The following is a 15,111-nucleotide window of genomic DNA, read 5'->3' on the forward strand; positions in this document are numbered from 1 at the left end:
TCCGCAGACCCCACGGGCGGCAACGGGACAAGGCTCCATGCCGCAACTGGGATATATTACAGAGCATGTTTTCCTTCAGCGTCCCCCTCGGCAAGCTGGTCCGCGGCCTGTCCCGGCTCCGCGGCGGAGGCTCGGCATTTCCCGGCCTCGTAGTGGAAAAAATCGACCCCGGCTTCATGGAACGGACCCTGGCTTCCCTGCCCCATGGGGTGGCCGTTGTCAGTGGGACGAACGGCAAGACAACCACAACCAAAATGGTGGTGGAACTGCTCGAAAGCCAAGGCCTGAAGGTGTTCACCAACCGCAGCGGCAGCAACTTCACCCGCGGCGTGGCTGCGTCCCTATTGGGGGATGTGGACTGGCGCGGAAAACTCGACGCCGACGTGGCGGTGCTGGAACTGGATGAGGCGCACGCCGTGCACTTCGTCAACAAGGTCTCGCCGCGCTTCAGCCTGCTGCTGAATGTGCTGCGTGACCAACTGGACAGGTTCGGCGAAATCGACAAGACCGCCCGCCTCCTGGAACACATCGCCATGAAGACCACGGACACCGTGGTGTTGAACCGGGAAGATCCGCGGGTAGCCCGGATTGCCGGCAGCGTGCAGGGACTCGGGTCCGTCCACCATGCCGCGGTCCGCTACTTCGGCCTCGATGAGTCGCTGCGGAGTACTTTCCCCAACGACGACGAAATGCGCACGGCTACCGGAACCGCTTCCCCCGGCACCACCCCCGCAGGCGAGCTGCCTGCGGCACCGGACGCCGACGTCGTACTGCGCCGCGTAGGTGCCCGCGACGCCGACTTTGAGTTCGACGGCGAAACGGTGACCACCCCCATGAAGCTCCGTGGCGTCTATAACATCTTCAATGCTGCTGCAGCGTTGTCGCTGGCCCGCGCAATCCTGGGAACCGGCGCTGTGGACACCCCCAAGCTGGTCAAGGCCCTGGGTGAAGTAGCGCCGGCCTTCGGCCGCGGTGAGAGCCTCACGGTTGACGGCCAGCCGCTGGAACTGGTGCTGGTGAAGAACCCCAGCGGATTCCGGCTGGGCCTTAAGTCATTCCCGGCGGGCGGGTACGCAACCATGATCGCCATCAACGACAACTACGCGGACGGCAGGGATATGTCGTGGCTGTGGGACGTTGAATTCGAATCGCTGCGCGAAGACGGCGTGGAAGTCCTCACGGGCGTCCGCGCCTACGACATGGCGCTTCGCCTCCAGTACGACGAGGTGCCCTTCGGCGCCGTCGAAACTGACATCACGGCTGCGCTGCGCAAGTTCATTGACGGATCCCGCGGCAAACCCAAGAGGATCTTCTGCACCTACACGGCCATGCTCGCCATCCGCCGTGAACTGGCCAAAATCACCATTGTTGAGGTGGTCTCATGACATCGGAATCAAAAGGAACCCTTCGGGTCCTCCAGCTCTATCCGAAGGACATGAACATCTACGGGGACTGGGGCAACGCACTGGTTCTCCAACAAAGGATCAAGTGGCACGGCTATACCCCGGAACTCCTTGAATACAACGTCGGCGACGAGTTCCCCGACGACGTGGACCTTATTGTGGGCGGAGGCGGCCAGGACAGCGGCCAGGTAGTCATCCAGGAGGATCTTCAGGCCCGGGCCGCACAATTGCGCGCCCTGGCCGAGGACGGCGCGCCCATGCTGGTTATCTGCGGCCTGTACCAGTTGTTCGGCAAATTCTTCAAGACCAGCGCCGGTCCCGTCATTCCGGGAATCGGCATCCTTGACGTCGAGACCCAGGGCACCGATGAACGCCTGATCGGCAACGTGACCCTGAAGTCCCCCGAATTCGGCGAAATCCTTGGGTACGAGAACCACAGCGGGCAGACCACCCTGGGACCCGGCGTCGAACCTCTTGGCACGGTGACCAAAGGCGCCGGCAACAACAGCAAGGACGGCCACGAGGGGGCGCGCTACCGGAACGTGGTGGCCAGCTACCTCCACGGCTCGCTGCTGCCCAAGAACCCTGCCATCGCCGACTTCCTGATCAAGACCGCCGCGGAACGCAAGTTCGGTGAGTTTGTTCCGGGAAAGCCCGACGACGGATACGCCCGCCTCGCCCGCGAACACGCTGCCCGCCGCCCGCGGTAAGGCGCTACTTCTCCTGGGTGACCAGCAGCTCGCGGGCTCCCGCGGCCGCTGCACCCATGGACTCGACTACCGTCCGGGTACGTAGGCGGGTTTCGGCGTCGGCAGCCGGCGACGCACAGACACCTTGGGGCGCGTCACTGGCCACGGAGCACCAGCGGTAGGGGTCGCGGACGATCACCGAGGGCGCCCAGGCAAGATCGGATGCGGTCCACTGACCGGCCTCGTTCTGGCTGAACTGGGCGCGTACCAGCAGTCCTTCATTGTTGACCACGTACCACGGTGACAACTCGGTGACGCCGTTGCCCAGGCCATAGACAATCCAGGTGCCCTTGTAATTCTCGATCGGGAGCACGGAATGGGTGTGGTGGCCGTAGATCATGGTGAACTGCCCGCTGTCCACCAGCGCATGGGCGGTCTCCTGCTGCTGCGCGTTCGGCTCACTGGCGTATTCGTCTCCTGCGTGCATGACGCCCAGCACAATATCCGCTCCCGAGGCGCGCGCCTGTTTTGCCTTGGCAATCATCACGGCCGGGTCAAGCTCGTCGACCAACCACGGATACTCCGGGATCTGGCCGTTGTGGCCATAGGTGCCTTCGATGACGGCCACGGTGGCCGCAGGGGTCTTGAGCAGCAGGATTTCTTTTGAGGCCGCCTCGGTACGGTAGGAGCCTGTGTGCTTCAGGCCGGCCGCATCCAGGGCATCCAAGGTCCGCAAGAGACCTTCGGTTCCGCGGTCGATGGTGTGGTTGCTTGCTGTTGTGCAGGCTTGGTATCCCACATCTTTCGAGGCCGCGATGATCTGCGGCGGCACGTTGAACGACGGGTAAGCGGAGAACGGACCCTCAGAGGTGGCCACCGGAGTTTCCTGATGGCAGATCGCAAGGTCGCTGGCACTGATGTAGCGGCGCTGGCCCTCCAGGAGCGGGACGAAGTTGTAGCCGGGCTGTCCTGCCGCGGCCGCATCAGCGCGCGCCTGTTGCCAGAGCTGGGTGTGAACCAGCATGTCTCCGGTGACCGTGACGGACGTGCAGCGAAGCGTTGGGCACGCCGGCCCTTTGCCGGGGGTCGGGGTCGGGGTGGGCGTCGGAGTGGGCGTGACCGTCTCCGGCGCTGCCGCAGTACTGCTTGATTGATCGGGCTCTTCGGCGAGCACGCCGCAGGAGTTCAGCGACAGCGACAAGGCGGCGGCAATCGCCAGCACGGCCGCCGGCTTCGCCAGTGAGCGGACCCGGAAAAAGGTGATGTTCCCCATAGGGCCAATCCTATGGGCGCGCCCCGCGAAGAAGGGTGCGTGCCACCCTTGAGGACGTGCTTGTTAAGTGAAAGAGTCACTTCATGACCAATCCCCTGCTGTCTCCCAGCGAGCTGCCCTTCGGGCTTCCACCCTTCGCGGACATCTCCCCCGAACACTATGCAGAAGCGATCGACGCCGGGCTCGCTGCGCAGCTGCAGGAAATCACGGCGATTACGGGCAACTCCGAACCCCCGACCTTCGAAAACACTGCCGCTGCCATGGAACGCTCAGGACAGCTCCTGGCACGCGCTGCCGCGGCCTTCTTTACGCTGGTCTCGGCCGATGCCTCCGAGAAAATCCGGGAGATCGAGACTGATGTGTCCCCCAAGCTGGCTGAACACCAGGATGCCATCTACTTGAACAGCGGCCTCTACGAACGGTTCCTCGCTATCGACACTTCTTCGCTGGATGCCGCCTCCGCGCGCTTGGTGGAGGAGTACCTGAAAGAGTTCAGGCAGTCCGGCATCCAGCTGGACCAATCCAGCCAGGACCGGCTCCGTGCCATCAACGCCGAACTCTCCAGGCTGGGCACTGACTATGGGCAGCGCGTCAAAGAAGGAATGAAAGCGGCCGCCGTCCTGGTCGAGGACCCTGCCGGTTTGGCGGGCCTTTCCACCGAAGACATCGCAACTGCCGCCGAGGCCGCGAGGGAGGCAGGAGCGGACGGCAAGTACCTGCTCGGCCTCATCCAGCCCAGCAACCAACCTGTGCTGGCTTCGCTTGAGGATCGTGAGGTCCGGCGCCGACTTTACGAGGCTTCCGTTTCCCGTGGAATCGAAGCCGGGCCCCTGGATGTGCGGGACCTCATTGCGCGCACCGTCCGCCTCAGGGCAGAGAAAGCAAGCCTCCTGGGATTCCCGAATTTCGCGGAGTTGATGGTGGACCGGCAGACCGCCCCGGACTTGGCAGCAGTACAAGGCATGCTCACCAAGCTCGCCCCTGCGGCGATGCGGAACGCACACGCCGAAGCCCGGGCCTTGGCCGAAGAAGCCGGGCACAGCCTGGAACCTTGGGATTGGGCCTACTATTCGGCCCGGGTACGCAAGGAAAAGTTCCAGGTGGACGAGCAAGCCCTGCGCCCCTACTTCGCCCTGGAATCGGTACTTGTGAACGGGGTTTTTCATGCCGCCACGCAGCTCTACGGGGTTACGTTCCACGAGCGGCCCGACCTTCAGGGCTACCACCCCGACGTCCGGGTGTGGGAAGTCCGGGACGGGGACGGCAGCAGCCTCGGTCTCTTCCTGGGCGACTATTTCAGCAGGGAGACCAAGCGTGGCGGAGCGTGGATGAACTCCCTCGTGGACCAGTCCCACCTTTTGGGAACCCGGGCGGTAGTCATCAATAACCTCAACGTCAGCAAACCGGCGCCCGGCGAACCTGCGCTGCTGACCCTGGACGAGGTCCGCACAGTGTTCCACGAGTTCGGGCACGCGCTGCACGGCTTGTTCTCCGACGTGGCCTTCCCACGGTTCTCCGGGACATCAGTACCGCGGGACTTCGTCGAGTACCCTTCCCAGGTCAATGAGATGTGGCTCACGTGGCCGGAAGTGCTGGCAAACTATGCCCGGCATCATGTCACGGACCAGCCACTGCCCGGGGAAACAGTGGAGAAACTCGAGGCATCGCTCCTCTGGGGTGAAGGTTTTGCGACCACGGAATACCTCGGCGCCGCGCTGTTGGACATGGCGTGGCACGCTTTGGGGGCAGAAGAAATCCCCGAAGACATCATGGATTTCGAAAGCCGGTCCCTCGTGGACTCCGGGATCGCCCATCCGCTGATCCCGCCCCGCTACCGCAGCGGCTACTTCCAGCACATTTTCGCGGGCGCAGGATATGCAGCGGGGTACTACTCCTACATCTGGAGTGAAGTCCTGGACGCGGACACCGTCGAATGGTTCAAGGACAACGGCGGGCTGACCCGGGCAAACGGTGACCACTTCCGTCAGGAACTGCTCTCCCGCGGCAACAGCCGCGACCCCCTCGAGTCCTTCCGGAAATTCCGCGGACGCGACGCCAGGCTTGAACCACTTCTAAAACGCCGCGGCCTCGGCGAGGCTTGAGCCTGGAGGCATAAAACAACGACGCCGGCTGGTCACCGTTAAGGTGGCCAGCCGGCGTCGTCGGGGTGCTTTACCAGCCGCGTTCGGCCAGGCGGTGGGGTTCGGGGATTTCGTCGACGTTGATGCCGACCATCGCCTCGCCGAGGCCGCGGGAGACCTTCGCGATCACGTCCGGGTCATCGTGGAACGTGGTTGCCTTGACGACGGCGGCGGCGCGCTGGGCCGGGTTGCCGGACTTGAAGATACCGGAACCGACGAACACGCCGTCAGCGCCGAGCTGCATCATCATCGCAGCATCAGCCGGGGTCGCGATGCCACCGGCGGTGAACAGCACCACCGGGAGCTTGCCCGTGGCAGCAACTTCCTTGACCAGCTCGTACGGGGCCTGCAGTTCCTTCGCCGCAACGTACAGTTCATCCTCGGGCAGGGAAGAGAGCTTCGCGATCTCGGCACGGATCTTGCGCATGTGACCGGTGGCGTTGGAAACATCGCCGGTGCCGGCCTCGCCCTTGGAACGGATCATCGCCGCACCCTCGTTGATCCGGCGCAGCGCCTCACCCAGGTTGGTGGCACCGCACACGAACGGGACGGTGAAGTTCCACTTATCGATGTGGTTGATGTAATCGGCCGGGGTCAGGACCTCGGACTCGTCGATGTAGTCGACACCGAGGGACTGCAGGACCTGCGCTTCGACGAAGTGGCCGATGCGGGCCTTGGCCATCACGGGGATGGACACCGCGGCAATGATTTGATCGATCATGTCCGGATCGGACATACGGGACACGCCGCCCTGGGCGCGGATATCGGCAGGAACACGCTCAAGGGCCATCACGGCGACGGCGCCGGCGTCCTCGGCAATACGGGCCTGCTCGACGTTAACGACATCCATGATGACGCCGCCCTTGAGCATCTCAGCCATACCCCGCTTAACGCGGTTGCTGCCCGTGACGCTGTTCGCGGACGAACCGGCTTCGTTGCTTACATCTGGTGTAGACACAAAAACCCCTATGGGTAGATAAACGACCTTCTGACCGGCAGCACACAGCAGAGGACCGCAATCAGCGCACACCGGGTTTTCAGGTCAAGGTGACCAAGTACTAGTAATACTAGTCGCACCACGCAGGCGCGCAGTACTTGTATTACCCGGCAGGATCGCCTTAGTGGGGGCTTCAACAGGACAGCTGCACAAAAGCCGCAGGCAAGGTCTGGTCAGATGCCAGTTCCCTTGGTGTCGGCCAGCGCTTGCCTGTGAACCGCGGCCATCCTCTGGACGATGGTGATGACGCTCGCAATGGCAAGCAGGACCAAGGTGGCGAAGAGAACCACCTGCGGCAAACCCAGCCCCGTCAAACCGGTGACCAGGAGGACCGAAGCCAACCTTTCAGCCCGCTCGGCGATGCCCACGCTGGCGCTGTACCCTAGCGACTCGGCCTTGGCCCTGACGTAGGAAACCACCATTCCCAGCACAAGGCAGATGACCGCGGCGAATCCGATGGCGGGATCGCCGCCACCAGTGAAGAACCAGATAGTGATGCCGGCGAAGATTGCGCCGTCGGCCAGCCGGTCGAGGCTGGAATCCAGGAAGTTGCCCCATCCACCGCTCCTGCCGTGAAGCCGCGCCATGATCCCGTCCACGACGTCGGAGAAGGCAAAGATTGCGATCATCAGCGACCCCCACCACAGATGCCCCAGGGGATAAAGGACCAGGCCGCCGAAAATGACGCCTGCGGTGCCGATGATTGTCACGGCGTCGGGCGATACGCCCATCTTGAGGAGCCAACGGGCGAAGGGGGTGAAGAGTGATGTGAAGAAACCGCGCGCATGCCTATTGAGCATTCGACTACCCTGGCCAGGCTTCGGCCACGAGCTTGCGGACCTCATCGAGAGTCTGCGTGATGGCCTTGGTTTGGGCAATGATCGGGAAGAAGTTCCCGTCGCCGCCCCATCGTGGAACCACGTGCTGGTGCAAGTGCGCGGCAATGCCGGCCCCGCCGGTCACGCCCTGGTTCATGCCCAGGTTGAATCCGCTCGGGTTGGAAACCTTCCGCAGTACACGCATTGCCGTCTGGGTAAGCTCTGCGAACTCCGCTGTTTCTTCAACAGTGATGTCCGTGTAGTCAGGCACGTGACGATAGGGGCAGACCAGCAAGTGCCCCGGATTATAGGGAAAAAGGTTGAGCACGACGTAGCACGTCCTGCCCCTGTAGACGATGAGCGATTCCTCATCCGAACGCGTTGGACCAACACAGAAGGGGCAGTCGTCCTTGTTCTTGAACTGGTCCTGCCCACCCTTGATGTAGGCCATGCGGTGCGGAGTCCACAGGCGCTGGAAAGCGTCCGGGACGCCGGCGAGCCCAAACTCGTCGGTTACGTTTGAGTCGCCGGGGTACCCGGCTTCCGCGCCTGTGTTCTCCTGCACCGTATCTACATCCGTTCCGTTAGCTCTCGCGGTTCTTCACGGCGTCGACAATCCTGCGGACGGCCTCAGCCACCGGCACGCCGTTGTCCTGGCTGCCGTCGCGGAAGCGGAAGGACACGGCGCCAGCCTCGGCGTCCTCGCCACCTGCGATGAGGACAAAGGGAATTTTGTCCTTGCTGGCCGTACGGATTTTCTTCGGGAAGCGATCCGACGAGATATCAACCTCTGCCCGGATGCCGGCGGCCTTCAACTGGTCAACGACGTCGAACATGTAGTCGTTGAAAGCTTCGGCCACGGGAATACCTACTACCTGGACCGGAGCCAGCCACGCCGGGAAAGCGCCGGCGTAGTGTTCCGTGAGCACGCCCATGAAGCGTTCAACCGAGCCGAACAGTGCCCGGTGGATCATCACGGGACGCTGGCGGGTACCGTCGGCGGCCTGGTACTCGAGTTCGAACCGCTCGGGGAGGTTGAAGTCCAGTTGGATGGTGGACATCTGCCAGGTACGTCCCAGGGCGTCCTTTGCCTGGACGGAGATCTTGGGGCCGTAGAAAGCTGCTCCCCCGGGATCCGGCACCAGTTCCAGCCCTGAGGCTTCGGCAACCTCTGCAAGGGTCCGGGTTGCTTCTTCCCAGGTGGCGTCGTCTCCAACGAACTTTTCCTCGTTCTTGGTGGAAAGTTCCAGGTAGAAGTCGTCAAGGCCGTAGTCCTTGAGGAGGCCCAGGACGAAGTTCAGGGTGGTGGTGAGTTCGTCCTTCATCTGCTCGCGGGTGCAGTAGATGTGGGCGTCGTCCTGTGTCATGCCACGGACGCGGGTCAAGCCGTGCACGACACCGGATTTCTCGTACCGGTACACGGAGCCGAACTCGAACAGCCGCAGCGGCAGTTCCCGGTAGGACCGGCCGCGGGAACGGAAAATCAGGTTGTGCATGGGGCAGTTCATCGGCTTCAGGTAGTAGTCCTGGGCCGGCTTGCGGACTGTTCCGTCCTCATTGAGTTCGGCATCCACCTGCATGGCCGGGAACATGCCGTCCTTGTACCAGTCCAGGTGACCGGATACTTCGTAGAGGTGTCCCTTGGTGATGTGCGGGGTGTAGACGAACTCATAGCCGGACTCCACGTGCCGCTGGCGCGAATAATCCTCCATGGCCTTGCGGATGATTCCGCCCTTCGGGTGGAAAACGGGCAGGCCGGAGCCGAGTTCGTCCGGGAAGGAGAAAAGATCCAGTTCCACGCCAAGCTTGCGGTGGTCGCGGCGCTCGGCCTCGGCAATACGTTCCTGGTATGCCTTCAGCGCATCCTTGGTGGGCCAGGCCGTTCCGTAAATACGCTGGAGCTGCTGGTTGTTCTGGTTTCCCAGCCAGTAAGCGGAAGAGGAACGGGTCAGCGCGAAAGCGTTCGAGATCAGCTTGGTGTTGGGAAGGTGCGGACCACGGCAGAGATCGCACCAGACAGTATCGCCGCTTTTGCGGTCCACGTTGTCGTAAATGGTGATGTCGCCTGCGCCGACCTCGACGTTGACGCCTTCGGCGGAGTCGCCGGCGTCGTTCTTTTTTCCGAGCAGTTCAAGCTTGTAGGGCTCGTTGGCCATGGCTTGGCGGGCTTCTTCTTCGGTGACCACGCGGCGGACGAACTTCTGGTTCTGGTTGATGATCTTTTGCATCATCTTTTCCAGCTGGCGCAGGTCTTCCGGAGTGAACGGTTCAGCGACGTCGAAGTCGAAGTAGAAACCGTCGGTGATGTAGGGGCCGATGCCGAGCTTGGCATCGGGCCGCAGCTGCTGCACAGCCTGGGCCATGACGTGGGCGGTGGAGTGGCGGAGGACATTGAGGCCATCAGGGGACTCGATGGTGACGCCCTCGACGCTGGCGCCGTCCGCGAGGGGCTGGTCAAGGTCCTTGAGCACACCGTCAACACGGGCTACAACAACATCGCGGCGCTCGAAGAAGAGTTCCGCGCCTGTAGTCCCCTCCGTCACCTTGGTCTCTTCGCCATCGACGATGAGGGTGATCTGCTGGGCATCTGACACGGGTGTCTCCTATTCATAGTGAAGGCTTCATAGCTTGTGGCGTACGGGGACCACAGCCAGCCATCGTCAATCGTATCGGTTCCCGTCGAGGGCGGCCAAAGCAGCACGCCGGTCCCGGAACCAACTGCCGTTCAGCTTCCAAGACCCGTAATGGCAAGGTTTCGACTGATGCCGTCAAGCGGCCCGGGAAGGAATCTTTCCCGTGGATCAACGACGCCGGAACCTGGCTTTTCGTGGAACGGCAGGGTTTCGGGGCGGCTCAGGTCCCAGGCTTTGGTGGCACTGAGGCTGATCCCCTTGGGTCCCGTCCTTCGTGTAGTTCCGCGGATCAGCAACAACCTGGTACCGAACAGGAGGGGTCCTGACTCTTCCTGGGCCTCATGGAAGAAGACGCTGTCAATGCAACCAGTGCCGTCATCAATACTGATGAACACCACACGCCTTCCTCCCCGCATGGGTGGCGTTTGGGTTGCGACCCGGACCCCGGCTACCAGGACTTCCGTACCGTTCCGCAGCCCCAGCAGCTTGTCCGCCGTGGTTACTCCCAGTTTGTCCAGCAATGGCCTGTGGCTCTCCATCAAGTGCTCGCTGACGTCCACTGCCATCAGGTCCAATTCAGCGCGGACATTGTCCACCATTGTTGGTGCAGGCAATGCCGCCGGCAGGTTCCGGAGCTCCACATCACCCAGGGGAAGAGCCAACTGCCCGTCGATGACCTCGGGCTTTTTGGCGGGGGAACTTTGCAGGGCCTGCAGATGCTGCACCAGATCGGCCCGGTTGGCCCGGCTCCCCGAATCTTTATGGAGATGGTCGAAGGCACCCAATTGGGCCAGCCTCTTGATGTTGGGCTTGCTGATCCTGGCCCGCGTCCGGAGATCCGCTAACGAATCGAAGGGCTGGCCCGCCACGATCCGCTTCAGCTCAGCACCGGACAAGCCGTAGATCCCGGTCAGGCTCAAGCGGATCCCCAGCTTGCCGGCATGGGGACCTTCCTGGATTCTTTCAACGCGGTACTCGGCCTGGCTCCTGTTGATGTCCAAGGGAAGGATGGGAATGCCGAGTCTCCTGGCCTCAGAAACCAACAGCCGCTTCGGATACATCCCGGGATCGTGCTCCCAGAGGCCGGCAAGGAAGGCTTCCGGATGGTGGGCTTTCAGCCACGCTGATTGGTAGGTGGGTACCGCAAAAGCGGCTCCATGCGCCTTGCAGAACCCAAAACTTCCGAAGGCTTTCAGCGTCCCCCAGACTTTGTCCACTACGTCCGGGGAATACTTTTTGATGGCTTCCTTCCGGAAATAGGCTTCAACTCCGGGTTCCCGGGCCTCATCCCCCAACGCCCGGCGGAACTCGTCAGCCATGGCCAGTCCGCATCCCGTCATGACGTCGAAGGTCTTCAGGATTTGCTCATGGAAGACCGTCACGCCGTGGGTTTCCTCAAGAACCGGCTTCAAATCAGGATGCGGGTAGGACTCGGGGGCAAAGCCGTGCCGGTGTTCAAGGAAGGGCCGGACCATATCCGATTTCATGGGCCCGGGCCTGAACAATGAGATATCGATGATGAGGTCGTTGAATTCCCGGGGTGCCATCTTTCCGATGAGTTCGCGTTGCCCCGGAGACTCGATCTGGAAGCAGCCCAGAGTATGGGTGCTCCGGATCAATTCGAAGGTTGCCTCATCATCGAAAGGTACGGCGTTGAGGTCGATTCTGCCGTCGCTGGAAATGTAGTCCGGACCTTCACCCCCAGGTCCGGTTTGATGGCCGCCGGCGGCAACGACTTCCGCCTTTCCGGGATGGATCCTGATGACTTCGCGCACTGCAAACGCCATGGCGCTTTGCATCCGGACACCCAGGACATCCAGCTTCAGCATGCCCATGGGGTCCATGTCGTGTTTATCGAACTGGCTCATCGGCAGACCGAGTCCGCTCGGCTGAACGGGTGTCCTGTCCAGGAGTCCGGCGTCTCCCAGGATCACGCCGCAGGGATGCATGGAGATGTGCCGGGGCAAGCGGTCCAAACGCTCGGTGAGGTCCACCAGCAAGTCCAGCTGTTGGTTCGTGTCCAAGGAGCCGTGGTCCCTGCCGGCCTCGATCCGTTGTGCAAACTGGCGCAATTCCGGCTTTTCAACCAATGCTTCCCTGAATTTTCGGGCCGAAAATCTCCACAGCTGTTTGGCGATTTCCCCGACTTCGCCTTCATCCATTCCCAAGGCCATCCCGGCATCCCGGACGGCTCCACGGGCACGGTATCCGTTCTGCATGCTCATCAGGGTCACCCGTTCGGCACCAAAACGGTCGAAGATCTTGCGGTAGACGTTATGGCGTTCAGCGCTTTCCACGTCTATGTCAATGTCCGGCAGGGTGGACCGGTGGCCTGAGAGGAAGCGCTCGAAAATGAGGTCGTGACGGAGCGGATCCACCTGGCTGATGTCAATGAGGTAGTTAACCAGGCTTGATGCTCCTGAACCGCGAGCTGCCACGCGAACTCCCATATCGAGGATCATCTTTGAAACTTCGGCGACAGTGAGGAAGTAGGAGGCAAAACCCAACGTGGCGATGGTCCTCAGCTCGTGCTCCAACCGCGAGCGCATCTTTTCATGGGCCTTGCCGGTGATTCCCGGGTAGCGTCGGCCGATTCCTGCTTCACAGCGTCTGGCCAGTTCGATCATGGGGTCCTGGTCTATGCCAATGATGGAGGCTTCGGGCACCACCGGTTTCTTCCAGCCCATGTCCTGCACCGGATCTATCCTGCATTTGTCTGCGAGCGCCTCGGTGTTGGCAAGGAGCTTGGCCAGTTCTGCGCTTCCTTGCCCTGCGGAGGACATGATTTCCTTGCCGAGTTTCATCATGTCCCCGGCGGGTTTGAGCCATCCCTGCCCTGTTGGTTGAAGCTGGGGTGCCGGTTGAAGCCGGGGTGCGTCGAATAGTTCGGGAAGTGATTTCAGGGTTCGGGCGGAGTCCAGGACATCTGCCGTGGCTGCGCCGTCCAGTGCGCAGTAGCGGACGGCGTTGGTGAGGATGGCGGGGATGTTGTATTCGAGGGCGAGTTTGAGCATGCGGACGGCGCGGGAGGTGCTGAGGGGTTCTCCCGGGGGGCTGAGGTGGGAGACGGTTTCGGCGACGATGGTGCCTTGGGGCATGGCATCTATCCATTGTTTGAAGAGTGTCCGGGGGCGCAGGTATTTCCTGCCGCCCATGGCTTTGCCAACGTCCGAGTCGGGGCCTATCAGGACTGTGAGGACAGGCTTGAGTGTCTGAGGGTCCAGGGTCCTTGAGGCGAGTTCTGCCCTGGTGACTGCCACGGGGACTGTTCCCCCGGCTTTTCCGGAGGTCCGGGAATGGGCATCGGAGATGAGGCGGCAGAGGGCACGGTAGCCGGCGCCTTGGTTGTGGCCGTGGGCAAGTACTACCACCCTGCCGGCTGTTTGGGTTCGGTGGTCGCCGTCGTCATCGAGGATGGCGAGGTCGACGCCGACTATGGGGTCGATGCCTGCATCCATGCATGCTTTGAGGTGTTTGATGGTTCCGTAGAGGCCGTCGCGGTCAGTGCAGGCGAGGGCGGTGGCGCCGTAGGCAGCTGCTGCTTGGGCAAGTTCCTCGGGCCAGGAGACGCCGTAGTGGGCGCTGAAGGCTGTTGAGACGTGGAGGTGGGTGAAGCTCAAGGGTCAGGCCGCTTCCTCGGGTTCCGCTGCACTGCTTGGTGCGGCGTCGTGGATGCGGATGACCCGCCATCGGCCGCTTCCGAGGTGGCGGACGAGGTCAAGGGTGATGTTTTTTCCGGTGTCTTCGGTTTGCCTGCCGGGGTGGGTCCCCGTGTGTGGGGCCGGCACCAGTTGGACGCGCCAGATTTCGTGGTCCACGAGCCCGGCTCCTGTGCCTAGTGGCGCCCGTGTCTCTTCGAGCCACCATTGGCGTCTTTCATACCAGCGGGAGGGTTCTGCACAGACCTGGTAGTCGCGGCCTTGCCATCTGACGTCCTGTGGTTGGCCATCCTCAGTGCAGATGACGTTTACGGACTCGCTGAACAGTCCCATGTGCACGCTCCTTACACCGCAAGACAGATAACCGTTATTCGAAAGTATGTTCGAATAATAGCTAGTTTACGACGCCGGAACGGCAAAACCTACTCAGGGGTTGGCACCTTCTTCCGCCTTGTGGCGACTCGTCGTCCTGCGCTTTTGAGCAAGAGGTCCCGCAGCGGATGCATGGTTTCTGCGAGCGCCACCCTCCCCATCAGCGATGATGCGATCCGAAGTTGCTGGGTGGGCAGTACTCGTTGCTTGTTGTAGGCCGCAAGCGCTTGTTTGCGGGGCAGTTCGTTGAGGAGCCTTCCCAGGGTGACTGCGTCGACCAGGGCTTCGCAGGCTCCCCTGCCAAGGTTCGGCGTCATGGCGTGGGCGGCATCCCCCAGCAGCACGATGCCTTCCTTGGCGTAGCGGGCCATCGGCGGGGTTGTCCAGATTCTTTGGGCGAGGGATGTTTCGGGGTTGCCTCCCCAAGGACGTGCTGCACCGCCGGCGAATGGTGTTGGAAGATGTGCCTGGTCAATGCCAGGGCTTCTTCCACGTCAACTTGGTCAGGCCCGAGGCCGGACCGGAAGGAGGCGTACCAGTTGGTCCCCGATCCCGTGGGGGCGAGCCCGAAGAGCGTGGCGCTCCCCCAGTATTCTCCGACGTCGGACGGTGACGGCTGGGAGGGGATGACACCCCTGACGGCCAGGAATGGCGTGGGACGTGCTTGGGTGCGGCTTCCCCAAGCTGTCCGGCGAACGATGCTGTGGACTCCGTCGGCGCCCACCAGCAGCGCGCCATTGTTCGGCAGCTCTGCCACTTTTCCGGTGATTCGGGTGACCGACGGCGGAACAGCGGAGTCAAGCATGCGGAGCAGGCCGGGCCGTGAGATGCCCATGAGCACGTTGCCTTGCATGGCGAGCATGGGATGGCCCGAGGGGTCGCGGAGGGCGCCTGAAGCCAGCCGGGCTCCTGCCGCCTTCAGCGTTTCCAGCAACCCGAGTTCCGCCAAAGCCGCTTGGGCGCCGGACCACATGGCCAAGGCTGTTCCCACGCCGGGCAGTTCGGGCCGTTGCTCGTGGATGGTGACGTCGAACCGTCCGGGATCAAGCCGGGCCGCGAGCGCCAAACCGGCAATTCCACCCCCAATGATGTCCACTTTTTCCATGGCCACACTCTACTACTACAT

The 15,111-nt window shown here is 62.3% G+C and carries 12 protein-coding genes; 3 read left to right on the forward strand and 9 right to left on the reverse strand.

Going from position 1 to position 15,111, the window contains the following annotated elements; genetic code table 11:
* Nucleotides 1–65 precede the first annotated feature (65 nt).
* The gene (locus QN084_RS00285; RefSeq protein ID WP_069694567.1) at nt 66–1,385 is read left to right on the forward strand and encodes a Mur ligase family protein; all 1,320 of its coding nucleotides are present in this window, start codon (nt 66–68) and stop codon (nt 1,383–1,385) included.
* Entirely contained in the window at nt 1,382–2,113 is a 732-nt protein-coding gene (locus QN084_RS00290; protein ID WP_021470633.1) for a type 1 glutamine amidotransferase, read from the forward strand. The genes QN084_RS00285 and QN084_RS00290 overlap by 4 nt, the downstream gene beginning before the upstream one ends.
* Before the next feature lie 4 nt (nt 2,114–2,117).
* Here QN084_RS00290 and QN084_RS00295 read toward each other — a convergent pair whose 3' ends face one another.
* Nucleotides 2,118–3,365: a CapA family protein gene (locus QN084_RS00295; RefSeq protein WP_069694568.1), complete on the reverse strand. Its 1,248-nt coding sequence runs from the start codon at nt 3,363–3,365 to the stop codon at nt 2,118–2,120.
* Between the two features lie 83 nt (nt 3,366–3,448).
* On the opposite strand from QN084_RS00295, the gene QN084_RS00300 reads away from it, so the two are divergent.
* On the forward strand, nt 3,449–5,467 hold the full coding sequence (locus QN084_RS00300; RefSeq protein ID WP_069694569.1) for a M3 family metallopeptidase: 2,019 nt from the start codon (nt 3,449–3,451) through the stop codon (nt 5,465–5,467).
* 70 nt (nt 5,468–5,537) lie between these two features.
* Here QN084_RS00300 and pdxS read toward each other — a convergent pair whose 3' ends face one another.
* The 8 genes from pdxS to QN084_RS00335 form a co-directional block, all read right to left on the reverse strand.
* Nucleotides 5,538–6,464 (reverse strand): pyridoxal 5'-phosphate synthase lyase subunit PdxS, encoded by a 927-nt coding sequence (gene pdxS, locus QN084_RS00305; protein WP_031215979.1) that lies wholly within the window; start codon nt 6,462–6,464, stop codon nt 5,538–5,540.
* Between the two features lie 212 nt (nt 6,465–6,676).
* Nucleotides 6,677–7,303 carry a phosphatidylinositol phosphate synthase gene (gene pgsA / locus QN084_RS00310; protein WP_069694570.1) on the reverse strand — a complete coding sequence of 209 codons (627 nt, stop codon included), beginning with the start codon at nt 7,301–7,303 and terminating at the stop codon, nt 6,677–6,679.
* Between the two features lie 4 nt (nt 7,304–7,307).
* Entirely contained in the window at nt 7,308–7,886 is a 579-nt protein-coding gene (locus tag QN084_RS00315; protein ID WP_062096942.1) for an HIT family protein, read from the reverse strand.
* 19 nt (nt 7,887–7,905) lie between these two features.
* Complete coding sequence (gene thrS / locus QN084_RS00320; protein WP_021470639.1) at nt 7,906–9,915, reverse strand: threonine--tRNA ligase; 2,010 nt, start codon at nt 9,913–9,915, stop codon at nt 7,906–7,908.
* A gap of 131 nt (nt 9,916–10,046) precedes the next feature.
* Nucleotides 10,047–13,574 (reverse strand): DNA polymerase III subunit alpha, encoded by a 3,528-nt coding sequence (locus QN084_RS00325; RefSeq protein WP_069694571.1) that lies wholly within the window; start codon nt 13,572–13,574, stop codon nt 10,047–10,049.
* 3 nt (nt 13,575–13,577) lie between these two features.
* A complete protein-coding gene (locus tag QN084_RS00330; RefSeq protein ID WP_069694572.1) occupies nt 13,578–13,946 on the reverse strand; it encodes a DUF6504 family protein in 369 nt (122 codons plus the stop codon).
* An 89-nt stretch (nt 13,947–14,035) separates the two neighbouring features.
* Nucleotides 14,036–14,329 carry an FAD-dependent monooxygenase gene (locus QN084_RS23965; protein ID WP_310649506.1) on the reverse strand — a complete coding sequence of 98 codons (294 nt, stop codon included), beginning with the start codon at nt 14,327–14,329 and terminating at the stop codon, nt 14,036–14,038.
* A complete protein-coding gene (locus tag QN084_RS00335) occupies nt 14,299–15,090 on the reverse strand; it encodes an NAD(P)-binding protein (protein WP_310649507.1) in 792 nt (263 codons plus the stop codon). The genes QN084_RS23965 and QN084_RS00335 overlap by 31 nt, the downstream gene beginning before the upstream one ends.
* Between the last annotated feature and the right edge of the window lie 21 nt (nt 15,091–15,111).

Source organism: Paenarthrobacter sp. R1 (assembly GCF_030264015.1).
Classification (GTDB): Bacteria; Actinomycetota; Actinomycetes; order Actinomycetales; family Micrococcaceae; genus Arthrobacter; species Arthrobacter ureafaciens.

Excerpts from the sequence above, each read along its gene's own strand:
- pgsA (WP_069694570.1), bottom strand. The coding sequence starts at position 7,303 with ATGCTCAATAGGCATGCGCGCGGTTTCTTCACATCACTCTTCACCCCC.
- QN084_RS00300 (WP_069694569.1), top strand. The coding sequence starts at position 3,449 with ATGACCAATCCCCTGCTGTCTCCCAGCGAGCTGCCCTTCGGGCTTCCA.
- QN084_RS00290 (WP_021470633.1), top strand. The coding sequence starts at position 1,382 with ATGACATCGGAATCAAAAGGAACCCTTCGGGTCCTCCAGCTCTATCCG.
- QN084_RS00330 (WP_069694572.1), bottom strand. The coding sequence starts at position 13,946 with ATGGGACTGTTCAGCGAGTCCGTAAACGTCATCTGCACTGAGGATGGC.
- QN084_RS00335 (WP_310649507.1), bottom strand. The coding sequence starts at position 15,090 with ATGGAAAAAGTGGACATCATTGGGGGTGGAATTGCCGGTTTGGCGCTC.
- QN084_RS00295 (WP_069694568.1), bottom strand. The coding sequence starts at position 3,365 with ATGGGGAACATCACCTTTTTCCGGGTCCGCTCACTGGCGAAGCCGGCG.
- QN084_RS00285 (WP_069694567.1), top strand. The coding sequence starts at position 66 with ATGTTTTCCTTCAGCGTCCCCCTCGGCAAGCTGGTCCGCGGCCTGTCC.